The organism is Kribbella sp. NPDC050281 (assembly GCF_040655855.1).
In the GTDB taxonomy this organism is placed as follows: domain Bacteria; phylum Actinomycetota; class Actinomycetes; order Propionibacteriales; family Kribbellaceae; genus Kribbella.
In genome coordinates this window covers 41,518-66,171 of record NZ_JBFAKS010000016.1, presented here as the reverse complement: position 1 = coordinate 66,171, position 24,654 = coordinate 41,518, and the positions used below count along the sequence as shown (strand labels likewise).

Sequence of the window (24,654 nt, the reverse complement as noted above, 5' to 3'; positions counted from 1 at the left end):
CTGGACGTTCGGACTGCGGAAGCCGAATCTGCTCTTGGTCACCACCTCTGTCGCGCCAACCACGCGACTCCGGAGGAGATGGCCGGGTTCGGCGACCGGCTCCGGTCTGGGCTAACCCGGCGATCGCGATCTGCGCCGTCGGTGAGGTGGCGACAGATAGCTGAGGCGGAGCGGTTTCTCGCCCAGGTGACCTAGTTCTTTGCCCCGACCGTATCCCGGCGTGTCAGGGGTTCACGCCGCCGGAGGCCGCCAGGACGTCCTTCGTCGCGGAACGGTGTTCGCTCCCCGTCATCAGATCTGTTGCACCGACCACGTCGCTCCGGATCCAGGTGTGCGCACCCGCCGGAGGCGGCAAAAGGCTGCCGCCGCGAAGCGGTGACCTTTTCGGGGTGTCTCCGGGCAGCGAAACGGCCCCTCCGGGGAGGGGCCGTTTCGGGTGCGCTCAGCGGTCGCCGATGGGGACGTACTGGACGCCTCGTTCGCCGGTGTAGATCTGCTTGGGCCGGGCGATCTTCTGGTCGCCGTCGCCGAGCATCTCCAGCCACTGGGCCAGCCAGCCCGACGTCCGCGGGATGGCGAACAGGACGGTGAACATCTCCGGCGGGAACTGCAGGGCCTCGTAGATCAGGCCGGAGTAGAAGTCGACGTTCGGGTAGAGCTTGCGGGAGACGAAGTACTCGTCCTCCAGCGCGATCTTCTCCAGTTCGACGGCGATCTTCAGCAACGGGTTGATCCCGGTCACCTCGAACACGTCGTCGGCGGCCTTCTTGATGATCTTGGCCCGCGGGTCGTAGTTCTTGTAGACCCGGTGACCGAAGCCCATCAGCCGCTCGTCGCCGTTCTTGACGCCCTCGATGAACGACGGGACGTGATCGACCGAGCCGATCCGACGGAGCATCTTCAGCACCGCCTCGTTGGCGCCGCCGTGCAGCGGGCCGTAGAGCGCACCGATGCCGCCGGCAACGGCCGTGTACGGGTCGACCTGGGTGGAGCCGATCGCCCGGACCGCGTTGGTGGAGGCGTTCTGCTCGTGGTCGGCGTGCAGGATGAAGAGGATCTCCAGCGCCCGCACCAGCCGGTCGTCGGCGGCGTACTTGGGCTCGCTCATCTTGAACAGCATGGACAGGAAGTTCGCCGTGTAGCTCAGCTCGTTGTCCGGGTACACATACGGCTTGCCCTGGGCGTGCCGGAACGCGAACGCGCCCAGCGTCGGCATCTTCGCGATCAGCCGCCGGATCTGCAGCGCCCGCGACTCCTCGTCGAAGATGTTGCGCGACTCGGGGTAGAAGGTGGACAGCGCACCGACCGAGGCCAGCAGCATGCCCATCGGGTGGGCGTCGTACCGGAACCCCTGCATGAAGGTCTTCAGGTTCTCGTGCACGAACGTGTGATACGTCACGTCGTGCGCCCAGGCCTCGTACTCCGCCTTGTTCGGCAGCTTGCCGTTCACCAGCAGGTAGGCCACCTCGAGGTAGTTCGACTGCTCGGCGAGCTGCTCGATCGGGTAGCCGCGGTACTCGAGGATGCCCTTGTCGCCGTCGATGAAGGTCACGGAGGAGCGGCAGGAGGCGGTGTTGACGAATCCCGGGTCGTAGGTGGCCAGGCCACCGTCGCCGTCGGTGGCGCTGATCTTCTTCAGGTCGGCGGCACGGATTGTGCCATCGGTGATGGCAAGGTCGAAGTCCTTGCCGGTCCGGTTGTCCCGGACGGTGAGCGACTGTTCGGTCACAATGCCCTCTTCGGAAGCTGGCGTCATCGCCTGGTGAGTGAGGGTTATCGTCAGCCGGCGGGACGCGGGTTCGGACTTGATTCTTCACGGCTAAACTAGTGCTGTCCTCGACTCCTTCCAAGCCGGGGTCTCCGGCGGGTCTGGGCTCGCTTTGACCCCAGGGTGCCGACGCCGGTATTCTGGGCTGCTGTTGTGCGTTCCAGGTCCTTGCCACGTCGGCGGACCGCTCGCCGACGTCCCAGTTTTGTCAACCTCTGAGAAACGAAGGTCAACGACCGTGCGCACGTACAGCCCGAAGCCTGCTGACGTCATCCGTGAGTGGCACGTGATCGACGCCACCGACGTCACGCTCGGTCGGCTCGCCGTCCAGATCGCCACCCTGCTGCGCGGCAAGCACAAGCCGACGTTCGCGCCGCACGTGGACGGCGGCGACTTCGTCGTCGTCATCAACGCCTCCAAGGTCGCCCTGTCCGGCACCAAGCGAACGGACAAGCTGGCCTACCGCCACTCGGGTCACCCGGGTGGTCTGACGGCCACGCCGATCGGCGAGATCCTCGACAAGGACCCTCGCAAGGCCGTCGAGAAGGCTGTCTGGGGCATGCTGCCGAAGAACCGCCTGAGCCGGAAGCTGCTCACCAAGCTGAAGGTGTACGCCGGTCCGGAGCACCCGCACACCGCCCAGCAGCCGAAGCCGTTCGAGATCACCCAGATCGCCCAGTAAGCGATCGACGAGCCAGGTAAACGAGGAATTTCAGCGTGAGCGACATCACCACCGAGACCGAAGAGTTCGACCCCGAGGTCCCCATCGACAACGAGGGCCCGGTCGCCTACACCTCCGAGACGAACCCGACTCCGGAGCAGCGCGCCGAGACGGGTCGCGTCGCGGTGATCAACCCGGCCGCGGCCACCGGTCGCCGCAAGGAGGCTGTCGCCCGCGTCCGTCTGGTGCCCGGCACCGGACAGTGGACCGTCAACGGCAAGCCGCTGGACGTCTACTTCCCGAACAAGGTGCACCAGCAGCACGTGAACGAGCCGTTCGTCGTGGCGGGCCTGGAGGGCTCGTACGACGTGATCGCCCGGATCAACGGCGGCGGCATCACCGGCCAGGCCGGTGCGCTGCAGCTCGGCGTGGCCCGCTGCCTGAACGCGGCGGACCTCGAGGCCAACCGCCCGGGGCTGAAGAAGGCCGGCCTGCTGACCCGCGACGCGCGGATCAAGGAGCGCAAGAAGGCCGGACTCAAGAAGGCCCGTAAGGCGCCTCAGTACAGCAAGCGCTGATCACCTGATGGGGCGTTTGTTCGGCACGGACGGAGTCCGTGGCCTGGCGAACGTGGACCTGACCGCGGAGCTGGCGCTCGACCTCTCGGTCGCGGCAGCTCACGTACTCGGCGAGGCCGGTGCCTTCGAAGGGCACCGGCCACGCGCCGTTGTGGGGCGGGATCCACGTGCCAGCGGTGAGTTCCTGGAAGCCGCGGTGGTGGCTGGTCTGGCCAGCGCCGGTGTCGACGTGGTCAAGCTCGGCGTACTGCCGACTCCGGCCGTGGCGTACCTGACCGGCTCGACCGGTGCCGACCTCGGCGTGATGCTGTCCGCCAGCCACAACCCGATGCCGGACAACGGCATCAAGTTCCTGGCCCGCGGCGGGATCAAGCTCGACGACGTGATCGAGGACGCGATCGAGGCCCGGATGAACGAGCAGTGGCAGCGCCCGACCGGCGCGGCCGTCGGCCGGGTGCTCGAGGACGGCCAGGGCTTCGAGACCTATGTCTCGCATCTGGTCCGCTCCGCGCCGAACCGGTTCGACGGCATCAAGGTCGTCATCGACTGTGCCAACGGTGCCGCGTCGCAGACCGCGCCGGAGGCACTGCGCCGGCTCGGCGCCGAGGTGATCACGTACGCCGCCGCACCCGACGGCCTGAACATCAACCTGGACTGCGGATCCACCCACCTGGAGGGTCTGCAGCGCGAGGTGCTCGGTCACCGTGCCGACCTCGGCATCGCCCTCGACGGTGACGCCGACCGGTGCCTGGCCGTGGACGCCAACGGCGAGCTCGTGGACGGCGACCAGATCCTCGCGATCCTGGCCCTGGCCATGCGCGACAGCGGCCGGTTGTCCAACGACACCGTGGTCGCCACCGTGATGAGCAACCTGGGCTTCGTCCAGGCGATGGTCCGGGAGCAGATCGCGGTCGAGCAGACCAAGGTCGGCGACCGGTACGTGCTCGAGGCAATGAAAGCGGGCGGTCACAAGCTCGGCGGCGAGCAGTCCGGGCATGTGATCCTGTCCGACCACGCCACCACCGGCGACGGCACGCTGACCGCGGTCATGCTGCTCGCCCGGCTCGCCCAGACCGGCAAGTCCCTGAGCGACCTGGCCGGCGCGATGACGCGCCTGCCGCAGGTCCTGGTCAACGTGAAGAACGTCGACAAGACCCGCGCCGGCACGGACCCGGCTGTCCAGACGGCGGTGGCCGAAGCCACCAACCGCCTGGGCGACACCGGCCGCGTGCTGCTCCGCCCGTCCGGCACCGAGCCCCTGGTCCGCGTCATGGTCGAGGCCGAGTCCTCCGACGCGGCCCACGAGATCGCCCACTCCCTGGCCGACGTGGTCGCCACTTCCCTGAAGCTCTGAGAAGAACACAGCAACGCCGGAGAAACCCCCGCAGTTTCTCCGGCGTTCTGCTGTCAGGAGTGCAGGCCGACCGCCTTCAGCACGTTGGGCCAGGCCTGCAGAGCTGCTTGCAGGGCAGGGTCCTGGACCGTTGCGAGCGCCTCGGTGTGAGCTTCCGTGATGACGTCGGCGACGCGGACCGGCGTACCCAGGGACGCTGAGCGTACGGCGGCCTCCACCATGGCGACGCTGATTACGTTGGAGTGCACCTCGGACTGCGGGATCGTGGAGCTTCGGACCGCGTCGACGAACTCGAACAGGGATCCGGCGATCTGCTCCGGGTCGTCCACGAGGACGGCCGGCAGCGATTCGCCGGAGGCGAGTTCGGCGACCGGTGGGTTGTCGCCGTCCCAGGTCGCCGTACCGTCGCGGCCGCTCGCCCGCCAGCGACCGTTCCACGACGTCTCCAGACCGGGCGCGCACCAGCTGCCGGTGAAGGCGAAGCGGGTTCCGTTGGCGAAGGCAAACACAGCGCTCGCGGCCGCGTTTCCGTCGAACCAGCTCCACTCCGGGTTGTACGACTCGCAGTACACCGTCACAGGCTCGGAGCCGATCAGCTTGCGGGCCAGGTCGAACTGGTGGATCGCCATGTCGACCAGCAGCGGTTCGGCCATCCGCTCCCGGAAGCCGCTGAAGTGCGGGGCCTTGAAGAACTCGCACGACAGTGAACCGATGGTGCCGAGCTCGCCGATCTGCCGGCCGAACGCGGACCCGGCCCGGAAGTAGCGGCGGGACTGCGAAACCATCAGCAGCTTCCCGCTGACCTCCGACGCCGCGACCATCGCCAGGCATTCGCGGACCGACTCGGCCAGCGGCTTCTCGCACAGCACGGGAAGCCCACGCAGCAAGGCATCCACGCTGACCTTCGGATGCGCGAGCGGCACGGTCACGTCGATGACCGCGTCGGCCCCGTCGGCCAGCTCGCCGATCGAGGTCGCCACCGGAAGGTCGCCGTACCCGTGCTCGTCCGCGGCCGCCCGGGCAACGTCGACGTCCAGGTCGACCAGGCCGATCAGTACGACGTCAGGGTTCTCCGAGATCGTGCGCAGCCAGGCCCGGCCCATGCCGCCGGCGCCGACCTGAAGCAGTCGCAGGGGTTCAGGCATCCGCGGGCTCCTCGATCGGGCCCTTGTAGCCCTGGCCGTTGAAGAAGTCGCCGGTCTCGTAGCGCAGCAGCGTCGGGACCGCCCGCTCCGGCCGGTCGGTCATCGCCCAGGCGACGCCGTTCGCGATCACCTTGCGGACGTCCTTGTGATGGTAGACCGGGAAGTCCTGGTCGCCGGGAGAGAAGTAGAAGATCTTGCCGTGGCCGCGGCGGAACGTGCAGCCGGACCGGAACACCTCACCGCCGGAGAACGACGAGACGAAGATCAGTTCGTCCGGCACCGGGATGTCGAAGAACTCGCCGTACATCTCCTGCTGCTCGATCTCGATCGGGTGCGGCACGCCCTGCGCGATCGGGTGCGTCGGGTTCACCGTCCAGACCAGTTCGCGGTCCCGCTCGCTGCGCCAGCGCAACGTGCACGAGGTCCCCATCAGTTTGCCGAAGATCTTCGACCAGTGCCCGGAGTGCAGCACGACCAGGCCCATCCCCGACAGCACGTGCTGGTAGACGCGCTCGACCACCTTGTCGTCGACCTCGCCGTGGGCCGCGTGACCCCACCAGACAAGTACGTCGGTGTCGGCCAGCACCTCCTCGGTCAGTCCGTGCTCGGGTTCGTCCAGCGTGGTCGTGCCGACCTTGGCGGCGTCGCCGAGGTTCTCCGCGATGCCGGCCGCGATCGTGCTGTGCATGCCGTCGGGGTAGATCTCGGCGACGTGCGGCTCGACCTGCTCGTGCCGGTTCTCGCCCCAGACGAGTACGCGAATCGTCATAGTGTGAAAGTCCTTGTCCGTAAGGGGTTATTTGACGGCTCCGCCGATGGCGCCGGCGGCGATGTACTTCTGCGCGGCGACCAGCAGCACGATGGCCGGGATCGCCGAGAGCACCGCGGTCGCCATCACCGCGTTCCAGTTCTGCACCTGGGTGCCGAGGTACTGGTAGATCCCGAGCGTCACCGGCCGCACGCCGCCCTTGGTGGTCAGCGTCAGCGCGAAGAGGAAATCGCTCCAGGAGAAGAGGAAACTGAACAGTCCCGCGGTGATCAGGGAGTTCTTGCTGATCGGCAGCACGATCGCGACGAACGCCCGGAACAGCCCGGCGCCGTCCACCCGCGCGGCCTCCACCAGCGACGGCGGCAGCGACAGCATGAACGAGCGCAGGATCAGGATCGCGAACGGGATACCGCTGGCGCAGTTCGCCACGATCAGGCCCGGGATCGAGTTCAGCAGCCCGATCCGTTCGTACGCCGTGTAGAGCGCATTGGCGATCACGATGCCCGGGATCATCTGGGAGATCAGGATCGCCAGCAGCCCGACCGACACCCAGCGGGACCGGAACTGCGAGAGCGCGTAGGCGCACGGGGTGGCGATGGCCAGGCTGAGTACGACGGTCCCGGCCGCGATGATCAGACTGGTGACGAGGTTGCCGCCCTGCTCGCTGAGCGCCCGCTTGTAGCCGGTGAAGGTCGGGTGCAACGGCAGGAAGCCGGCTGTCAGTGTGTTCCCGGACGGTTGCAGCGACGCGTTCAGCATCCAGTAGACCGGGAACAGCATCACGATCAGGATCAGTACGCCGATCACGCTGTAGATCACGCGACGGACAGTGGAGTCGGTCATCGTCGTACCCCTCCTATTCGTCGACAGCGCGGCGGGTGCTGCGCAGGTAGAAGATCGCGAACAGGAACGAGATCGCGATCAGGATGTTGCTCAGCGCGGCGCCCTCGCCGAACTTGAAGTCGATGAACGACCGCTCGTACGACTGGGTCGCCAGCGTCTGGGTGGCGTTGGCCGGACCGCCGCCGGTGAGGCCGAGGATGATGTCCAGCACCTTGATCGTGTAGACGACGCCGAGCATCAGCAGCACGCTCGCCACCGCCCGCAGGTTCGGCCAGGTGATGTAGCGGAACGCGAGCCAGCCGGTCGCGCCGTCCAGTTGGCCGGCCTCGTACAACTCGTCGGGGATCTCGGCCAGGCCGGAGTACAGCAGAGTCACGTTGAACGGGATGCCGATCCAGATGTTCACGCCGATCACCGCGATCAGCGCGACCGACGGCGAGTTCAGCCACGGCACCGGATCGTCGATCAGGTGCAGCCCGGTCAAGGTCCGGTTGAGGATGCCGCTGTCCTGCTCGAGGATCGAGCGCCAGGTCGCACTCGACACGATCAGTGGCAGCAACCACGGCAGCAGAAGCAGCGACCGTAGTACGCCGCTGAGCGGGAAGCGCCGATGGAAGAACAGCGCCAGCGCCAGACCGATGGCGAACTGGAAGGCGATCGAGCCGATGGTGAACAGCGCGGTGTTCACCATCGCCTGCGAGAACAGGTTGTCGTTCACCACCGTGCTGTAGTTCTTCAGCCCGACCCAGGGGGCGTCCCCGGTGAAGAACGTCCGCAGGCCGTAGTCCTGCAGGCTCATCAGCAGGTTCTTCACCACGGGATAGCCGAACAGCGCGATCATCGCGACCGCGGCCGGCAGGACGAAGAGGATCCTGGTCAGATCCTCACCCCGGTGGCGCCGGCCACGAGGCCTGCGAGCAGGCTTCGGGCCGGCCACCTTGGTGTCGTCCTGCAGCACTGTCGATGCCGCCATCGCGATCAGCCGCCGGACGCCTGCTTGAAGGCGTCCTGGGGTGCGGCCTTACCGGTGAGCGCCAGCTGGATCGCCTGGTAGATCACCTTCGCGGCATCCGGCCACTTGTCGCCCAGCTTGCCGGTCCGCGACCGGGCGGTCTTGACCTGCTCGGTGAAGGCCTTCATCGACGGCACGTCCTTGACGTACTGGTCGAGCAGCGCGGTCTTGGTCGGCACCGTGAACCGGGCCTTCGCCCAGGCCAGCTCGTTCTCGTCCGAGTTCAGGCACTTCACGAAGTCGGCGGCCTTCTGCTGCTTGGCCTGGTCCTTGTTCAGCGGGACCGTCCAGGCCTCACCACCGAGCGGTGCGACCGGCGTCTGGTCCGGCTTGTTCACCGGGAACTTGACCACGTCCCACTTGATGTTCGGGAACTTGTCCAGCGCCGGGATCTGCCACGGCCCGTTCACCATCATCGCGGCCTTGCCGGCCACGAACTGGTCCTTCGCGTCACCCTGGGTCCAGTTGATCACGCTCTTCGACGCCGACCCCGACTTCACCAGATCCGTCCACAACTGCAGGGCTTCGGTCACCTGCGGGGTGTTCAGGTCGGTCTCGTCGCCGCCGTTGGTCCACATCGCCGGCAGGAACTGCCAGGAGCCTTCGTACGTCGCGTTGGCGTTGAACGCGATCCCGTACCGGCCGGGTTTGGTCAGCTTCGTGGCCGCTGCCTTCAGCTCGTCCCACGTCTTCGGCGGCTGTACGCCGGCCTCCTGCAACATCTGCGTGTTGTAGAACAGCGCGATCGTGTTCGTCACCGGCGCCAGTCCGTAGAGCTTGCCCTGGTACGACGTCGCGTCGACCATGCCCTGGATGACTCCGTCCCCATTCAGACCCATGTCGTTCAAGGGCGCCAGCGCGCCGGTCGCGGCGATCTGCTGTACGTCGGGGTTGTCGAGCATCAAGACGTCGGGCAGGGTCTTGGACGACGCCTGCTGCAGCACCTTCTGGATCAAGGTGTCACCAGGCACCGTCTCCCGCTGGATGGTGATGCCGAGCTGGCTCGCGCAGGTGTCGAGACCCTTCTGCACCAGCGACTTGTCCGGGTCGTTGTTGTAGTAGTCCAGGATCGTGAGGCTCTTGACGCTGTCCCCGGACGAGGACGACGAGGAGTCCTCGCCGTTGCTGCCGCAGGCGGCCAGCACGAGCGACACGGTCGTCGCACCGGCCAGCACGGCGGCGATCCGCTTGCTGATCATGACATCGGGCTCCTTCGATCAAAGCGTTTAACCACGGGCTGTGGATAATTTCCGGTCGCTTGCTCTAGGGGGAGTAAACCGCTTAACTGAGATGTCACAGGACTATGTTCCTTGGGTCACACTGCTGTCAAGGGCTCAGACGTGGAGGAATTCGATGGTCACCATGCGGGACGTCGCGGACCGTGCGGGCGTGTCGATCGCGACCGTGTCGTTCCTGCTGAACGACACCAAGCCGGTGACCGCGGCGACCCGGGCGCGGGTCGAGCAGGCGATGGCCGAGCTCGGCTACCGCCGCAACGCGGTGGCCCGCGCGCTGGCCAGCCGGCGGACGCACATCATCGCGATGGCCTATCCGGCGCTCGACCACAAGTTCGGTTTCTCCGCCGCCGAGTTCTTCACGAGTGCCGCCGACGCGGCCCGCAAACAGGACTACCACCTGGTCCTCTGGCCGGTCGGCAACGACGGCGGCGAACTGACCGAGCTGGTCGGCCAAGGTCTGGCCGACGGTGTCGTCCTGATGGAGGTCCAGCTGGACGACCCCCGCGTCACCGTTCTGCAGGAAACGGGTACGCCGTTCGCCCTGATCGGGCGGACCAGCTCGCTGGAGGGCCTGGCGCATGTGGACATCGACTTCGACCGGACCGTCGAGGATGCGGTCGGCTACCTGCACGGGCTCGGCCATCGACGGCTGGCGCTGATCTCGGGCAACCTCAACGATCCCCTCTTCAGCACCTACGGTCCGTACGTGCGCTCCGAAGCCGCGTTTCGCCGGGTGGCCCCGGAGTACGGCCTGGAGACCGTCGTACTGGAATGCGCCGGATCGACCCTCGCCGGTCAGGACGCCATGGGCCGATTGCTGCGAGACCACCCGGACACCACCGCAGTCCTGATCGTCAACGAGTTCGCCGCGCTCGGTGCGGTCGCCGGCCTGAATCGCCTCGGCTATCAGGTTCCCGACGACATCTCGGTCCTGCCGTTGCTGATGGCACCGGAAATGGCGGCCCTCACGAACCCGGCGCTCACCATCATGCGAACCCCCGGGCCGGAGCTCGGCCAGCTGGGCACCGAGGCCCTGATTCGCCAACTGGAAGGCGCCGATCCACTGCCGCCGCAACTGGTCCCGGCGAAGCTCTACCCAGGCGCTACGACGGCCGGGCCTCGCCGGTCCTGAGCGCGGTCGACTGTGCGAGGCGGATGGTTGGTTTCGGGACCTGGTACGTCGTCGCCTCGCCGCCGTCCATGACCGCAAGGATCGCCTCGCCGACGATGGTGCCGAGGCCATGGACGTCGACGGTGACCACGCTCAAGGGCGGGTGCGCCAACCGGGCGACCGCGGTGTCGTCCCAGGCGATGACGGACAGTTGGTCGGGGACCGCGACGCCGAGCTCCTTCGCCACGGCCAGGCCGCCGATCGCCATCAGGTCGTTGTCGTAGACAACGGCCGTCGGGACCTCGCTGCCGGTGAGCAGTTGCCGGGTCGCGTCGCGGCCGGAGTCCTCGGAGTAGTCCCCCTCGACGACCCGGCCGTGCACGTCTCGCTGTGCGCACGTCTCCATGAACGCCGTGTCGCGGGCCTGGCAGTGCAGCATGTCGCGCGGACCGCTGACCCGGGCGACGTCGCGGTGGCCGAGATCCGCGAGTGCCCGAACGGCCGCGCGAGCTCCCTCGGCGTTGTCGACCAGCACGTTGGTGATCGGCACCTGCAGCTCGGGACCGCCGAGCAGGACGGCGGGCACCTGCAGGCGCTGGAGCTCGGCGAGCCGCGGATCCGCCGTTCGGAGGTCCACCATCACGATGCCGTCGACGTGGTTGTTGGCCACCCACCGGCGCCAGATCTCGATCTCGTCGGCGATGTCGGCGGCGAACTGGATCAGCAGGCTGCAGCGCCGCCCTGCGAAGACCTCCTCGACCCCCTGGGCGACGTCGGCCATGAACGGCTCCATCCCGAGCAGCCGTCTGGGACGCTCCAGCACCAGCCCGGCGATGCGCTCCCTCGGCGTCATGTCCTGCATACACTGCCCTCCAAGGCCACCGTAACCACTATATTCACAGACCTAACTAACTGGCAGAAAGCGGACGTTCCGATGCAGCAGGTCAGCGACTCGTCGCGATCACCGGGCTACGACCCGGCACCGACGAACAGCCGCGCCCTCATTGTGGACAGCATCCGCTCCGCGGGCACGCTCAGCCGGGTCGAACTCACCCAGATCACCGGCCTCACCGCGCCGTCGGTCACCACACTGGTCCGTCGGCTCATCGACGACGGCCTGGTCGACGAGGCCGGTCGCGGCACGTCCACCGGCGGCAAGCCCCGCACGATGCTCCGGATCCGGGCAACGGCACGGTACGTCGTCGGCGTCCACCTCAGCAACGACAGCCTGACGTACGTGCTGGTCGACTACGCCGGCGGTGTGGTGGCCCGCTGGCGACGGGACGGGCCGGGCGACGAGAGTGATCCGGAGCAGGTCGTGGAGCGGATCGCGCAGGAGACCGGCGAACTGATCGAGCGTGCCGGAGTCGACCTGTCCCTCGTCCTCGGACTCGGCTTCGTCTGTCCCGGGCCGCTGATCCGCAACCGTGGTGTGGCCTCGGCCCCGCCGTCGATGGCGAACTGGGTCGGCTTCCCGATACACCGCCGCCTGGAGGAACGCCTCGGTCTGCCGGCGCTGCTCGAGAACGACGCGACCGCGGCCGCCGCAGGCACCCGGCTCACCACCAGCCACGACGTGTCGGTGATGGCCGCGCTGTTCATGAGCGAAGGCATCGGTTCGGGCCTGCGGTTGAACGGCAACGTCTACCAGGGAGCGCACGGCAACGCCGGCGAGGTCGGGCACGTCTGTGTCCAGATCGGCGGCCCGCAGTGCTGGTGCGGAAGCACCGGCTGCCTCGAGGCGGTCGCCGGTCCCGCCACGGTCGTCGCCAAGGCCCGCGCGGCGGGGCTCGACCTCGGCTCGCACCGGCGTACCGGGGTCGCGGCCTTCGCCGCCATCGCGCGCCTCGCGCTGACCGGCGACTCCCGGGCCGAGGCCATCATCCGGGACTCCGCGTCGTGGCTGGCGCTCGGCGCCCAGGTGATCACCAACATGTACGACGTACAACTCCTGGTGCTGACCGGTCCGGCCTTCGCCGTCGCCGGCACGATCTACCTGCCCATCCTGCAGGAGCGGATCATGAGTTCCGCCTTCGGGCGCAGCGTGGCCACCGAGGTCGTTCTGGACGAGCGCGGTCACGACGCGGCCGCGATCGGCGCCGCGCTGATGATGCTCAGGTCCGGCCTCGCCATCTCCGCCTAGGGCGGCCACTTCCGCGGCGCCGGGCCCGGACTCGGCCCGTCCTTTCCACGCTCCGCTGCCGAATCGTTACGGATACAACCCCTTGCGCGGAGTTTATTAGGCCAACTAAGTTACGGCCAGCTTCCCTGGCCGGGTGCCGGGTGACGCGTTCCGAGGACCGCGTTTGGTGCGGACCATGGCCCGGAAAGGAATCGATCGATGCTCCGGAATCCGACGAACCGTACGAGGACGCGACGCCTGGTGAGCGCCGCGGCCGTGACCGCCACAGCACTCCTGCTCGGCGCCTGTTCCGGCGCCGCCAACAGCGGCCAGCCGGCCGCCAAGGACGCCTCCATCACCGTCGCGGCCGGTGACATCACCACCAAGAACTTCAATCCGTTCAGCAGCACGGCCCTCCAGTCGACGCTGGGCGTCATCTACGAGCCGCTGTACTGGTACAACTTCGCGAAGCAGTCCGACCCGACGCCGGTCCTCGCCACCGGCTACTCCTGGAACGCGGCCGGAACCGAGCTCACCATCAAGCTCCGCCACGACGTCAAGTGGAACGACGGCCAGCCGTTCACCGCGAAGGACGTGGCCTTCACCTTCAACCTGGTCGCGAAGACCCCCGCGCTGAACCCGTCGGGACTCGCCGCCACGGCCAGCGCCGCCTCGGACGACACCGCCGTCCTCACCTTCAAGTCGAAGTCCTTCATGCAGGAGCCCGCCGTCCTCGCCAACCAGGCGATCGTGCCCGAGCACATCTGGAAGGACATCAAGGACCCGACGACGAACCTGAACGACAATCCGGTCGGCACCGGCCCGTTCAAGCTGAAGTCGTTCACGCCCCAGAGCTACGTGCTGACGAAGAACGACCAGTACTGGGAGGAGGGCAAACCCACCGTCAAGGAGGTCCGCTACATCCCGCTGCAGTCGGCGGACGCCGCCAGCGCGGCACTGGTCGCCGGCAAGGTCGACTGGGCGAGCGCCTACCTGCCCGGGATCGACAACATCATGAAGTCCGGCAAGAACCTGACCTACGTCAACACCCCCGTGATGACGACGGTGATCGTGACCTGCGCCAACTCGGGCCTCGGGTGCACCGGACCGCAGACCGACCCGGCGGTACGCAAGGCGGTCTACCTGGCGATGAACCGCGAACAGCTCGCCAAGCTGGCCGGCGGCGGAGTCGCGGGCGTCGGATCGCCGACCCTGCTGCTCCCGGGCCGCGACGACGACTGGATCGCCGACGCCGGTTCCGCCAAGCTTCCGCAGAGCGCCGACGCCGACGAGGCGAACAAGCTCCTCGACGCGGCCGGCTGGACCAAGGGCAGTGACGGCGTACGGACCAAGGCAGGCAAGCGCCTCTCGCTGACCATCCAGACCGTGACGGGCTGGAGCGACTACATCCTGATCAACGACACCCTCAAGCAGCAGCTGTCCGCGATCGGCATCGAGCTGAAGCCGAGCCAGGTCTCGTGGAACGAGTGGAACGCCGCGCAGACGAACGGCAAGTTCCAGCTGTCGCTGGACTCCGTCGGCCTGGGCGCGTCCACGAACCCGTACTTCACGTACGACAGCAAGCTCGCGACCCCGAACACGGCACCGGTCGGCAAGTCCGCCAGCGCCGGCAACCAGTCCCGGTTCTCCGACCCGGCGGTCGATGCGGCTCTCACGACCGCGGCCGGTACGACGGACAAGGCTGTCCAGAAGGCGGAGTACGGGAAGATCCAGGCCGTCATCGAGGACCAGTTGCCCTACATCCCGGTCTACGTGAACTCGATGCTCACCGAGTTCAACACCTCCCGGGCGACCGGCTGGCCGACCAAGGACAACCCCTACGTCCTGCCCGCGGCCTGGAAGGCCTGGGACGCCGGGATCGTCCTCAAGACGATCACCCCCGCCCAGTAACCGCGGGCCGGGCCGACCGTGCATTACCTGCTGCGAAAGCTCGCCTTCTACGTCGTCGCCCTCTGGGCGGCGCTGACCCTGAACTTCCTGATTCCCCGGCTGATGCCGGGGAACCCGGTCGACCTGATGCTGTCGAAGCTGGCGACCAAGGGCCCGGTCACCCCGACGACCCGGGCAGCGATCGAGGCGCTGCTCGGGACGGATGCGAACGGGTCGTTGTGGGTCCAGTACGGGAAGTACCTGCACCAACTGGTCTCCGGCGATCTCGGCACGTCGGTCGCGTACTTCCCGGCGCCGGTCTCGCAGATCATCGGCCAGACACTGCCCTGGACCGTCGGCCTGATCGGCATCGCGACAGTGATCTCGTTCCTCGTCGGGATCCTGCTGGGCCGCGCGGCCGGCTGGCGGCGTGGATCCTGGATCGACAACCTGATCCCGGTCACCACGATGCTGCAGTCGGTGCCGTACTTCTGGCTCGCGCTGCTGCTGCTGTTCCTGCTCGGCAGCACCTGGCCGCTCTTCCCGCTCAACGGCGGGTACGACGTGTACTCGGTGACGCCGGGTTGGAACCTGCCGTTCGCCCGGTCGGTCCTGTACCACGGCACACTCCCGGCGCTGACCATCGTCGTGTCGTCGATCGGCGGCTGGATGCTCGGGATGCGCAACATGATGGTGTCGACGCTGTCCGAGGACTTCGTCGTCACCGCCGAGGCGAAGGGACTCACCCCGCGCCGGATCCGCTCGCGCTACGTGGCCCGGAACGCGGTCCTGCCGTCCATCTCGGGGTTCGCGATCTCGCTCGGTTTCGTGGTCGCCGGTTCGATCGTCACCGAGGCGGTCTTCTCCTATCCCGGCATCGGCTCCGCGCTGCTGCTTGCCGTCGGCAACAACGACTACGCGCTGATGCAGGGAGTCTTCCTGATCATCACGCTGGCCGTCCTCGGCGCGAACCTGCTCGTCGACCTCCTGTACGGCGTCATCGACCCCCGCACCCGTGCCCGCTCCTAGCTCTGCACTCAGAGGAATTGAGGTGAACACGATTGGCCATCACCACTGAAGGGGCGGCGCAAGCGGCCACCGCGCAAGGACCGTCGCCGGTCACGACGGCCCGGCGCCGGCTGCCGCCGATGACCCTGAAGCTGGCCGTCGGTCTGACGATCGCCGGCCTGATCGTCCTGTTCGGAGTCCTCGCCCCACTGCTCGTCGGCGACCCGTCGACCGTGCGAGACATCGGGCTGACCGGTCCGGGCAACGGCTTCGTCCTCGGCACCACGCAGAACGGTCAGGACATCTTCGCCCAGCTCGCCTACGCGACGCGCGGCTCACTGATCATCGGCGCCGTGGTCGGTGCGCTCACGCTCCTGCTGTCGTCGTTCTTCGGCATCGTCGGTGCGTTCGTCGGCGGCTGGACCGACGAGGCGTTCTCGCTGCTCACCAACATCATGCTGGTGATCCCCGGCCTGCCGCTGGTGATCGTGATCTCCAGCTATGTACCGAACAAGTCGATCTGGCTGGTCGCCGCCGTCCTCGCGATCACCAGTTGGGCCGGCTCCGCGCGGGTACTGCGGGGCTTCACACTCAGCGTGCGCGGTCGCGACTACGTGCTCGCCGTGCGGATCAGCGGCGAGAAGCGCTGGCGGATCCTGCTCGTCGAGATCCTGCCGAACCTGATCCCGCTGCTCGCGTCGCAGGTGGTGTTCGCGGTGATCTTCGCGATCCTCGGCGAGGCGGGCCTGTCGTTCCTGGGTCTCGGCGCGTCCGGGTCCTTCACCTGGGGAACGATGTTGTTCTACGCCCAGAACGGGCTCGCGCTCCGGCTCGGCGCCTGGTGGTGGTTCGCACCTCCGGGACTGGCGATCGCGCTCTTCGGCGCGGCGCTGTCCCTGATCAACTTCTCGATCGACGAGATCATCAACCCGAAGCTGCGCTCCCAGACGCGCGCCGAACGCACCAAGTGGACCATGAGCCGCGAGGTGAAACCATGAAGGCTGCTGAGGTTCTCCGGATCGAGAACCTCAGCATCGACTACCTGGCCGAGACGACCGTGCATGCCGTCCGCGAGGTCTCGCTCACCCTGCGACGCGGCGAGATCCTCGGCCTGGCGGGTGAGAGCGGCTGCGGCAAGTCGACGCTTGCCTACGGCATCACCCGGCTGCTGAAGCCGCCGGCGACGATCACCTCCGGACGCGTCCTGTTCGCAGCCGACGACGGCGACGACATCGACCTGTCGGCGCTGGCCGGTGAGGAGCTGCGCACGTTCCGCTGGGACAAGATCGCGATGGTGTTCCAGGGCGCGATGAACTCGCTCAACCCGGTACTGCGGATCTCCGAGCAGCTCGAGGACGTGTTCATCACGCACCGGCCCGAGGTGGGCAAGACGGAGCGCCGCCAACGCTGCGCCGGGCTGCTCGAACGCGTAGGCGTCGACCGCAACCGGCTCCGCGCGTATCCGCACGAACTGTCCGGTGGCATGCGGCAACGCGTGATGATCGCGATGGCGCTGGCTCTCGAGCCGGAGGTGCTCATCATGGACGAGCCGACCACCGCGCTGGACGTGGTCGTCCAGCGAGAGATCCTCCAGGAGATCACCAGGCTGCGGTCCGAACTCGGGTTCGCGGTCGTCTTCATCACCCACGACCTGCCGCTGCTCCTCGAGATCAGCGACCGGATCGCGGTCATGCGGGCTGGGCTGATCGTCGAACTGGACGACGCGCTGACGCTCTACACGCGACCCAAGCATCCCTACACCCGGCGTCTGCTGTCGTCGTTCCCCAGCCTGACCGGCGAGCGGGGTGGGTTCGTGCGGAACGGCAGCCTCGGTGACGATGTCGCGCTGGACGAGACCGAGCAGACCGTGGATGCCGCCATGGCAGAAGAGCTGGAGGCCCGATGACCGTCCTGGAGATGCGCGACGTGGTCAAGGAGTACCGGCTGCGCGACGGTCTGCAGATCACCAGGCTTCGCGCCGTCGACAAGGTGAGCTTCGAGCTGAAGCCGGGCCGTACGGTCGCACTGGTCGGGCAGTCCGGGTCGGGCAAGTCGACGATCGCCAAGTTGCTGATGCAGCTCGAGCGGCCGACCTCCGGAGCGATCCTCGTGGACGGCGAACCCATGCGGTATCGCGGATCGCACGCGGCGGCGTACCGCAAGGCCGTGCAGATGGTGTTCCAGGACCCGTTCTCGTCGTTGAACCCGTACCACACGATCGGCCATCACCTCGCCCGTCCCGTGCGGATCCATCACCCCGACTTCACCCGTGAACAGGTCGCCGAGCGCGTGCTGGACCTGTTGCGCCGGGTCCGGCTGGAACCGACCGAGGACTTCGCCCGGCGCAAACCGCACGAGCTGTCCGGCGGCCAGCGCCAGCGCGTCGCGATCGCCCGCGCGCTCGCACCCGAGCCTGCGATCCTGGTCGCCGACGAGCCCGTCTCGATGCTCGACGTCTCGATCAGACTCGGTGTTCTCAACCTGCTCGCAACCCTGCAGCGCGAGGAGAACCTCGGGGTCCTCTACATCACCCACGACCTCGCGACCGCGCGGCACTTCAGCGACGAGATCATGGTGCTGTACCGCGGTGAGGTGGTCGAACACGGCCCGGCCGACGACGTGATCCTCAATCCCCAGCACGAGTACACCCAGCTGCTCGCCGACGCGGCGCCCGCCCCGGAACGGCGGCTGGCCGAGCTCGGCCCCGGAGCTACGGTCGCACGCCCCAGAGGGCGCTGATCAAAGGGCGGTGGAGATCAGCGCGGCGCGCGCACAGCCCGATCGTGAGGGGGTCGAGCGGCGGGTCCGAGGGCCGCTCGACCAGGCGGTCGCGGACCGCCGACGACTCGAGCACCAGGCGAGGTACGACGCCTGTGCCACAACCGAGTGCCACCAGCGCCAGCAGGGCCTCGTGACCGTCCGGCTCAGCCGCGATGACCGGCTTCACGCCGGCCTTCCGGAACCAGCGGAACGCCGCGTCCCGCACCAGCCCGCGCGCCGGCACGACATACGATCCGTCCGCCTTCCTGCCACGGGCGGTGACGAGCACAAGGTCGGTGACGGCAACGGTGCGCATCACCATGGACTGCGGCAACCGCTTCGGGATGCCCGCCACGGCAACGTCCACCTCGCCCTCGTCGAGCCTCGCCAGCGCGGCGGCCGCGTCGCCGGTCCGGACATCGAGCCGGATCTGGGGATGCGCTGCGCGCAACGGAGCGAGCAGGTCGGGCAGTATGGCCTGGCAGGCGGTGACCGTGGCGAAGATCCGCAGCTCGCCAGTGAGATCCGCGGCCTCACCCGCGCCCGCGCGATAGTCGTCCCACAGTGCCAGGGCCTGTTCGGCGTACGCCGTGAACCGGCGACCGTCAGCGGTCAGTACGACGCCACGCGGTCCACGGTCGAGAAGGCGGGCACCGGCTCGCGTCTCCAGTCGCTGGATCGTCCGGGTCAGGGTCGCGGCGCTGACGTGGCACTCGAGGCTGGTGCGTCCGTAGTTCAGCGTGCGGGCGAGATGCAGGAACAGCTCCAGCTCGCGATGCTCCATGTTTCATCTCCTGCAACGGCCCGGTGCAGATGTTGCGCTTGCTGCAACGCCTCTGATCGACCTTAACTGAAGGTCATGAGCACCCTCACCTCGTCGGTCTTCCGGACCGAGACCATGACGGTTCCGGGCGGGACGGAAACGATCGTCCGTGGCGGCCGTGACCTGTTCCCGTTGCTGCCGCGGGCCCTGCGCGGCGTACGGCGGATCGGTGTCCTGGGCTGGGGGCCGCAAGGCAGCGCCCAGGCCCAGAACCTGCGGGACTCGCTGGCCGGGACCGAGGTGGTCGTGTCCGTCGGGCTGCGGCCGGGTTCGCGATCGGCGGACGATGCCCGCGCGCACGGCTTCACCGAGGAGAACGGCACGCTCGGGGATTGGCTGGCGGTCGCCGCGGACTCGGACCTCGTGATCCTGCTCATCGCCGACGCAGCGCTGGCCGCCGAGCACGAGAGGATCTTCGCGGTGCTCAAGCCCGGTGCCACGATCGGGCTCTCGCACGGCTTCCTGCTGGGTCATCTGCAGTCGATCGGCAGCGACTTCCCCGCGGGTCATCCGGTGATCGCCGTGTGCCCGAAGGGAATGGGCGACTCGGTACGCCGCCTGTACCAGCAGGGCGCGACGGTCAACGGCGCCGGCATCAACGCGAGCATCGCCGTCCATGCGGACCCGGACGGCCACGCGACGGACCGTGCCTTGGCCTGGTCGATCGGCCTGGGATCGCCGTACACGTTCGCCACCACGCTGGCCGACGAGTACCGGTCCGACATCGTCGGCGAGCGTGCCATCCTGCTCGGCGCGGTCCACGGTCTGGTGGAGGCGCTCTATCGCCACTTCGTCATCGCGGGCGCCGATCCGGTGACGGCGTACGAGCGATCCACCGAGTCGATCACCGGCCCGATCGCCCGCACCATCTCGGACTCGGGCCTGGCGGCGGTACGGGGCGCCACGGGTGACGAGGACTTGTTCGACCGGGCCTACTCCGTCGCCTACCGGCCGGCTCGCGACCTGGTCGCCGAGATCTACGACGAAGTTGCCGAGGGCACCGAACTACGCAGCGTGATCCTGGCCGAGCAGCGCCTCGCCACCCGCCCGATGTCCCCGATCGCCGGCAGCCCGATGTGGTCGCACAGTACGGCGGTGCACGCCCGCCGTACGTCGGTGCGGACCGGGATCGACCCGCTCACCGCCGGACTGTTCGTGGCCACGATGGTCGCCCAACTCGACGAGTTCGCGGCCCGCGGCCACGCCTGGTCCGAGATCGTGAACGAATCCGTCATCGAGGCGGTCGACTCGCTGCTGCCCTACATGCACGCCCGCGACGTCGCCTACATGGTCGACAACTGCTCACGGACCGCCCGGCTCGGCACCCGTCACTGGGGTCCGCGCTTCCAGGCGGCGTACGAGCAGATCGCCCTGCCCCGTGTCCACGAGCCGGCCGACCAGGCCCTGATCGAGCAGTTCCTCGGCAACCCCGCTCACGAGGCCCTCGCCGCGGCCGCCAAGCTCCGCCCCTCGGTGGCCATCTCCGTCTGACCAGTGGCGATGGCGTGCAGACGGACAGGTAGTGCACCCCCGATACGCCGTACACGCCGCACCCCTAAGCGCGGGTGCACTACCCCCTCACTCAGTACTACCTGTTCATCTGTACGTAGGAGCAGCGTCAGTTTCGTAGTCAAGTCTTGACCCACCGTGGGCATGTGGGTAACTTTCGCGTCGCGGGGGAGCGCCTGTAATTCAATTACTTGTGGGGGTTTTCGCCTTGCACCTGACCCGACGTCAGACCCTCGGACTCGCGGCGGCAGCAGTCGCCGGTACGACGGTTGCCGGAACAACCACCGCCCAAGCAGGTACCGACCGATGGGTCCGCGAGACCCTGCGCCGGATGACGCTGGAGCAGAAGGTCGGCCAGCTGTTCGTCTGCTACGCCTACGGACCGACCGCGGACACGGCCGATGCCCGCAATACGAGCCTGTACGGCGTCGCGACGCCGGCCGAAGTGGTGCGCAAGTTCCACCTCGGCGGGGTGATCTACTTCGCCTGGACCGACTCGGTGAAGGACCCGCAGCAGATCGCCCGGCTGTCCAACGGACTGCAGAGCGCTGCGCTGGACGACACCGGCGTACCGCTGCAGATCAGCACCGACCAGGAACACGGCGTCGTGTTCCGGGTCGGACCACCGGCCATCCAGTTCCCGGGCGCGATGGCGCTCGGCGCGACCCGGTCGGCGGAGTATGCTCGCCAGGCAGCCGGAATCGGCGGCCGGGAACTGAAGGCAGTCGGGATCAGCACCGACTTCGCCCCGGTCGCGGACGTCAACGTCAACCCGCTGAACCCCGTGATCGGCGTCCGGTCCTTCTCATCTGATCCTGCGGTGGTCGCCGCCCTGACCGCCGAGCAGGTGAAGGGGTACCAGCGGGACGGGCGGATCGTGTCCACCGCCAAACACTTCCCCGGCCACGGTGACACCGCGACCGACAGCCACACCGGCATCCCGGTGATCAGCCACACGCTGGAGGAGTGGACGCGGATCGACCGGCCGCCGTTCGAGGCGGCGATCCGGGCCGGGATCGAATCGATCATGACCGCGCACATCGTCGTGCCTGCCCTCGACCCGGCCGAGGACCCGGCGACGCTGAGCAAGCCGATCCTGACCGGGATCCTGCGCGAGCAGCTCCGGTTCGACGGAGTCGTGATCACCGACTCGCTGGGCATGAAGGGCGTGCGGGACAAGTACGGCGACGCCGAGATCCCGCTCCGGGCGATCGAGGCCGGTGTCGACCAGTTGCTGATGCCGGTCGACCCGGGGCTCGCGTACAACTCGGTGCTGGACGCGGTGCGTGGTGGGCGGATCAGCGAGGCCCGGATCGACCAGAGCGTCGAGCGGATCCTGAAGCTGAAGCTCCGGACCGGCGTCGTCGACCAGCCGTACGTCGACCTCGCCCGCGTCGCGAAGGTGGTCGGCACATCGGCGAACTACGCCGCCGCCCAGCGGATCGCGGATCGCAGTACGACTCTGCTGAAGAACGACGCCGGCCTGCTCCCACTGTCTCCGGCGCCGCGGAAGATCCTTGTCGCCGGCTACAGCCCGGCAGCGCTCGGGACCGCACTGCAGGACCGCGGAGCGACGGCGGTCGTGAAGGACACGGGAGCGACGCCGACCGACGCCAAGATCGACGATGCCGTCGCCGCATCGGCGGACGCGGACCTCACCGTCGTACTCACGATGAAGGCCTGGGACACCGAGGTCACTGACAAGTTGGCTAAGCAGCAGAAGCTGGTCAACGCCCTGCTCGCCACCGGCCGGCCGGTGATCCTGGTCGCCGTCCGCGATCCGTACGACGTCGCCTACTTCCCGTCCGCGTCGACCACGCTCGCGACCTACGGCTACGCGGCGGTCTCGATGGAGGCGCTGGCCAAGGTGCTGTACGGCGAGCTGGCGCCCACCGGCAAACTGCCGGTGGCGATCCCGGCGCAGCCCGATCCGTCCGTGACCCTGCACCCGTTCGGTCACGGCCTCGGCCTCGACCCGCGGCAGACCCGGTTGACTGTTGCCTCGTACAACATTCATGCCGGGGCCGGCGAGGACAACGTGTTCGACCTCGACCGGACCGCCCGGGCCCTGAAGGCGCTGAACGCCGACGTGATCGGGCTGCAGGAAGTCGACGTTCACTGGGACGCGCGCAGCCAGTGGCGCGACACCATCGCCGAGCTGGCCGCCACGCTCGGGATGCACGCCGGGTTCGCGCCGATCTACGACCTCGACCCGCCCACGCCCGGTCAGCCGCGTCGCCAGTACGGCGTCGGCGTGCTGTCCCGGTTCCCGCTGGTGCGGACCGAGAACCACCCGATCACCCGGCTGTCCACCCAGGACCCGAACCCGGTGCCGGCCCCGGCGCCCGGATTCCTCGAGGCCGAGATCGACGTCCGTGGCCGCCGCGTGCACGTCTACTGCACACACCTGGACTACCGGGCGGATCCGTCGGTCCGGGAGGCCCAGGTCCGCGACACGATGAAGATCCTGGCCGGCGACCGCCGCAAGGATCTGCAGATCCTCACCGGTGACTTCAACGCCGAGGCGACCGCTCCGGAGCTCGCGGGACTGTGGACCCGGCTCACCGACAGCTGGACCGCCGGCACGACCTCCGGCGGCCCGAACACCTATCCTGCGGTCGATCCGGTCAAGCGGATCGACTTCGTCACCGTCGGCACGGGACTGCACGTCCTCCGGGTCGCGGTGCCTCCTGAGCAAGCGGCCAGCGACCATCGCCCCGTGGTAGCCGACCTGTCGTTCCGTCCCTGACGCCCTGCCCGAAGGAGAGATCTGATGAAGCGACGCAGTTTGCTGGCGGGCGCTGGTGCACTCGCCGCCGCCCCGCTGATGGACGTACCCGCTGCTCACGCCGGCGGTTCACAAGGGGGCAAGGCGGTGATGACCGGCGCGGAGGTGCTGGCCAAGGACGACTGGCGGGCGCTGGCCGGTCAGAAGGTCGGGGTGATCAGCAACCCGACCGGCATCCTGCCCGACTTCAACCACATCGTCGACACCATGCACGCCTCCGGGAAGGTCAACATCGTCGCGGTCTTCGGCCCGGAGCACGGCTTCCGCGGGTCGGCGCAGGCCGGCGGATCCGAGGGCGACCACGTCGATCCCCGCACCGGGATCATGGTGTACGACGCGTACGGCGCGACCGTGGACAAGCTGATCGATCTCTACACCAAGTCGGGGGTGGAGACGGTCGTCTTCGACATCCAGGACGTCGGCGCGCGGTTCTACACCTACATCTGGACCATGTACTCGGCGATGCAGGCGGCCATCACCACGGGCGCCCGGTTCGTCGTCCTGGACCGGCCGAACCCGGTCGGCGGGTACGCCCGCGGCCCGATGATGAAGCCCGGGTTCACCTCTGGGGTCGGCAAGGAGGAGATCATCCAGCAGCACGGCATGACGGTGGGCGAGCTCGCCCGGCTCTTCAACGCCGAGTACCTGCCGCTCGACGCAGGAGGCGCACGGCTCAAGGAACTCAAGGTCATCCCGGTGCAGAACTGGACGCGGGACCAGTTGTACGACGACACCGGGCTGCCCTGGGTGATGCCGAGCCCGAACATGCCCACCCCGGACACCGCGCTGGTCTACCCGGGCCTGTGCCTGTTCGAGGCGACCAACATGTCCGAGGGACGCGGTACGACCCGGCCGTTCGAGCTGATCGGTGCGCCGTACGTCGACTACAAGTGGGCGCAGGCGTTGCAGCAGAAGACCATCCCGGGCGTGGAGTTCCGGGAGGCGTACTTCACCCCGACGATCAGCAAGAACGCGAACCTGCTCTGCGGCGGCGTCCAGGTGCAGATCACCGATCCGTCCCGGGTCGAGGCGATCACCGCGGCGACGCACATGATCGTCGAGGCCCGCAAGCTCTACCCGGACTTCACCTGGCGGGCCGAGAACCCGCCAGGCCGGTGGATCGACCTGCTGACCGGGTCGGACCGGTTCCGCACCATGCTGATGGCCGACGCGACCGCGGAGCAGATCGTCGCGGCGTGGAAGTCCGAGACCGACGCATGGACCGCGCGCCGCGCCAAGTACCTGCTCTACAAGGGAGCCCACCGGTGAACCGCG

At 68.0% G+C, this 24,654-nt stretch carries 21 protein-coding genes; 13 read left to right on the top strand and 8 right to left on the bottom strand.

All coding sequences use genetic code 11. The annotated features are described in order from the left end of the window. Nucleotides 1–442: 442 nt before the first annotated feature. Nucleotides 443–1,729, bottom strand: a complete 1,287-nt coding sequence (locus AB0I34_RS19070; RefSeq protein ID WP_238162916.1) for a citrate synthase — start codon at nt 1,727–1,729, stop codon at nt 443–445. A 277-nt stretch (nt 1,730–2,006) separates the two neighbouring features. Between AB0I34_RS19070 and rplM the strand changes: the two genes are divergently transcribed. Genes rplM through glmM form a run of 3 tightly spaced genes read left to right on the top strand, consistent with a single transcriptional unit; the run spans nt 2,007 to nt 4,361 of the window. Then, nucleotides 2,007–2,450 carry a 50S ribosomal protein L13 gene (gene rplM, locus AB0I34_RS19065; RefSeq protein ID WP_360446622.1) on the top strand — a complete coding sequence of 148 codons (444 nt, stop codon included), beginning with the start codon at nt 2,007–2,009 and terminating at the stop codon, nt 2,448–2,450. A gap of 44 nt (nt 2,451–2,494) precedes the next feature. After that, nucleotides 2,495–3,007: a 30S ribosomal protein S9 gene (gene rpsI, locus AB0I34_RS19060; protein ID WP_360446799.1), complete on the top strand. Its 513-nt coding sequence runs from the start codon at nt 2,495–2,497 to the stop codon at nt 3,005–3,007. 7 nt (nt 3,008–3,014) lie between these two features. Beyond that, on the top strand, nt 3,015–4,361 hold the full coding sequence (gene glmM, locus AB0I34_RS19055) for a phosphoglucosamine mutase (RefSeq protein ID WP_360446621.1): 1,347 nt from the start codon (nt 3,015–3,017) through the stop codon (nt 4,359–4,361). A 53-nt stretch (nt 4,362–4,414) separates the two neighbouring features. On the opposite strand, the gene AB0I34_RS19050 is transcribed toward glmM, so the two are convergent. Genes AB0I34_RS19050 through AB0I34_RS19030 form a run of 5 tightly spaced genes read right to left on the bottom strand, consistent with a single transcriptional unit; the run spans nt 4,415 to nt 9,329 of the window. Further along, the gene (locus tag AB0I34_RS19050) at nt 4,415–5,506 is read right to left on the bottom strand and encodes a Gfo/Idh/MocA family oxidoreductase (protein ID WP_360446620.1); all 1,092 of its coding nucleotides are present in this window, start codon (nt 5,504–5,506) and stop codon (nt 4,415–4,417) included. Next, entirely contained in the window at nt 5,499–6,275 is a 777-nt protein-coding gene (locus tag AB0I34_RS19045; RefSeq protein ID WP_360446619.1) for a ThuA domain-containing protein, read from the bottom strand. The genes AB0I34_RS19050 and AB0I34_RS19045 overlap by 8 nt, the downstream gene beginning before the upstream one ends. Before the next feature lie 27 nt (nt 6,276–6,302). Further along, nucleotides 6,303–7,118, bottom strand: a complete 816-nt coding sequence (locus AB0I34_RS19040) for a carbohydrate ABC transporter permease (protein WP_360446618.1) — start codon at nt 7,116–7,118, stop codon at nt 6,303–6,305. Nucleotides 7,119–7,131: 13 nt separating this feature from the next. Next, a complete protein-coding gene (locus AB0I34_RS19035; protein ID WP_360446617.1) occupies nt 7,132–8,091 on the bottom strand; it encodes a sugar ABC transporter permease in 960 nt (319 codons plus the stop codon). Between the two features lie 5 nt (nt 8,092–8,096). Beyond that, nucleotides 8,097–9,329 carry an ABC transporter substrate-binding protein gene (locus tag AB0I34_RS19030; RefSeq protein ID WP_360446616.1) on the bottom strand — a complete coding sequence of 411 codons (1,233 nt, stop codon included), beginning with the start codon at nt 9,327–9,329 and terminating at the stop codon, nt 8,097–8,099. Nucleotides 9,330–9,483: 154 nt separating this feature from the next. On the opposite strand from AB0I34_RS19030, the gene AB0I34_RS19025 reads away from it, so the two are divergent. After that, on the top strand, nt 9,484–10,500 hold the full coding sequence (locus AB0I34_RS19025) for a LacI family DNA-binding transcriptional regulator (RefSeq protein WP_360446615.1): 1,017 nt from the start codon (nt 9,484–9,486) through the stop codon (nt 10,498–10,500). On the opposite strand, the gene AB0I34_RS19020 is transcribed toward AB0I34_RS19025, so the two are convergent. Then, nucleotides 10,472–11,332, bottom strand: coding sequence for a substrate-binding domain-containing protein (locus AB0I34_RS19020; RefSeq protein WP_360446614.1), 861 nt, complete (start codon nt 11,330–11,332; stop codon nt 10,472–10,474). The genes AB0I34_RS19025 and AB0I34_RS19020 overlap by 29 nt on opposite strands. 81 nt (nt 11,333–11,413) lie before the next feature. On the opposite strand from AB0I34_RS19020, the gene AB0I34_RS19015 reads away from it, so the two are divergent. From AB0I34_RS19015 to AB0I34_RS18990, 6 genes are all read left to right on the top strand, one after another. After that, a complete protein-coding gene (locus tag AB0I34_RS19015) occupies nt 11,414–12,622 on the top strand; it encodes an ROK family transcriptional regulator (protein WP_360446613.1) in 1,209 nt (402 codons plus the stop codon). 240 nt (nt 12,623–12,862) lie between these two features. Continuing rightward, nucleotides 12,863–14,512 carry an ABC transporter substrate-binding protein gene (locus AB0I34_RS19010; RefSeq protein WP_360446612.1) on the top strand — a complete coding sequence of 550 codons (1,650 nt, stop codon included), beginning with the start codon at nt 12,863–12,865 and terminating at the stop codon, nt 14,510–14,512. A gap of 18 nt (nt 14,513–14,530) precedes the next feature. Then, entirely contained in the window at nt 14,531–15,520 is a 990-nt protein-coding gene (locus AB0I34_RS19005; RefSeq protein WP_360446611.1) for an ABC transporter permease, read from the top strand. 32 nt (nt 15,521–15,552) lie between these two features. Further along, complete coding sequence (locus AB0I34_RS19000; RefSeq protein WP_360446610.1) at nt 15,553–16,497, top strand: ABC transporter permease; 945 nt, start codon at nt 15,553–15,555, stop codon at nt 16,495–16,497. Beyond that, nucleotides 16,494–17,405, top strand: coding sequence for an ABC transporter ATP-binding protein (locus tag AB0I34_RS18995; RefSeq protein WP_360446609.1), 912 nt, complete (start codon nt 16,494–16,496; stop codon nt 17,403–17,405). The genes AB0I34_RS19000 and AB0I34_RS18995 overlap by 4 nt, the downstream gene beginning before the upstream one ends. Further along, the gene (locus tag AB0I34_RS18990) at nt 17,402–18,238 is read left to right on the top strand and encodes an ATP-binding cassette domain-containing protein (protein ID WP_360446608.1); all 837 of its coding nucleotides are present in this window, start codon (nt 17,402–17,404) and stop codon (nt 18,236–18,238) included. The genes AB0I34_RS18995 and AB0I34_RS18990 overlap by 4 nt, the downstream gene beginning before the upstream one ends. Here AB0I34_RS18990 and ilvY read toward each other — a convergent pair. Beyond that, a complete protein-coding gene (gene ilvY / locus AB0I34_RS18985; RefSeq protein WP_360446607.1) occupies nt 18,210–19,043 on the bottom strand; it encodes an HTH-type transcriptional activator IlvY in 834 nt (277 codons plus the stop codon). The genes AB0I34_RS18990 and ilvY overlap by 29 nt on opposite strands. 75 nt (nt 19,044–19,118) lie before the next feature. Between ilvY and AB0I34_RS18980 the strand changes: the two genes are divergently transcribed. The 3 genes from AB0I34_RS18980 (at nt 19,119) to AB0I34_RS18970 (ending at nt 24,648) form a co-directional block, all read left to right on the top strand. Next, complete coding sequence (locus AB0I34_RS18980; RefSeq protein ID WP_360446606.1) at nt 19,119–20,573, top strand: ketol-acid reductoisomerase; 1,455 nt, start codon at nt 19,119–19,121, stop codon at nt 20,571–20,573. 226 nt (nt 20,574–20,799) lie between these two features. Continuing rightward, entirely contained in the window at nt 20,800–23,340 is a 2,541-nt protein-coding gene (locus AB0I34_RS18975) for a glycoside hydrolase family 3 N-terminal domain-containing protein (protein ID WP_360446605.1), read from the top strand. 24 nt (nt 23,341–23,364) lie between these two features. Continuing rightward, complete coding sequence (locus AB0I34_RS18970; RefSeq protein WP_360446604.1) at nt 23,365–24,648, top strand: DUF1343 domain-containing protein; 1,284 nt, start codon at nt 23,365–23,367, stop codon at nt 24,646–24,648. Nucleotides 24,649–24,654 lie beyond the last annotated feature (6 nt).

Coding starts and splice junctions, on each gene's coding strand:
- glmM (WP_360446621.1), top strand. CDS start 3,015: ATGGGGCGTTTGTTCGGCACGGACGGAGTCCGTGGCCTGGCGAACGTG.
- AB0I34_RS19050 (WP_360446620.1), bottom strand. CDS start 5,506: ATGCCTGAACCCCTGCGACTGCTTCAGGTCGGCGCCGGCGGCATGGGC.
- AB0I34_RS19045 (WP_360446619.1), bottom strand. CDS start 6,275: ATGACGATTCGCGTACTCGTCTGGGGCGAGAACCGGCACGAGCAGGTC.
- AB0I34_RS19040 (WP_360446618.1), bottom strand. CDS start 7,118: ATGACCGACTCCACTGTCCGTCGCGTGATCTACAGCGTGATCGGCGTA.
- AB0I34_RS19035 (WP_360446617.1), bottom strand. CDS start 8,091: ATGGCGGCATCGACAGTGCTGCAGGACGACACCAAGGTGGCCGGCCCG.
- AB0I34_RS19030 (WP_360446616.1), bottom strand. CDS start 9,329: ATGATCAGCAAGCGGATCGCCGCCGTGCTGGCCGGTGCGACGACCGTG.
- AB0I34_RS19025 (WP_360446615.1), top strand. CDS start 9,484: ATGGTCACCATGCGGGACGTCGCGGACCGTGCGGGCGTGTCGATCGCG.
- AB0I34_RS19020 (WP_360446614.1), bottom strand. CDS start 11,332: ATGACGCCGAGGGAGCGCATCGCCGGGCTGGTGCTGGAGCGTCCCAGA.
- AB0I34_RS19015 (WP_360446613.1), top strand. CDS start 11,414: ATGCAGCAGGTCAGCGACTCGTCGCGATCACCGGGCTACGACCCGGCA.
- AB0I34_RS18995 (WP_360446609.1), top strand. CDS start 16,494: ATGAAGGCTGCTGAGGTTCTCCGGATCGAGAACCTCAGCATCGACTAC.
- AB0I34_RS18990 (WP_360446608.1), top strand. CDS start 17,402: ATGACCGTCCTGGAGATGCGCGACGTGGTCAAGGAGTACCGGCTGCGC.
- ilvY (WP_360446607.1), bottom strand. CDS start 19,043: ATGGAGCATCGCGAGCTGGAGCTGTTCCTGCATCTCGCCCGCACGCTG.
- AB0I34_RS18980 (WP_360446606.1), top strand. CDS start 19,119: ATGAGCACCCTCACCTCGTCGGTCTTCCGGACCGAGACCATGACGGTT.
- AB0I34_RS18970 (WP_360446604.1), top strand. CDS start 23,365: ATGAAGCGACGCAGTTTGCTGGCGGGCGCTGGTGCACTCGCCGCCGCC.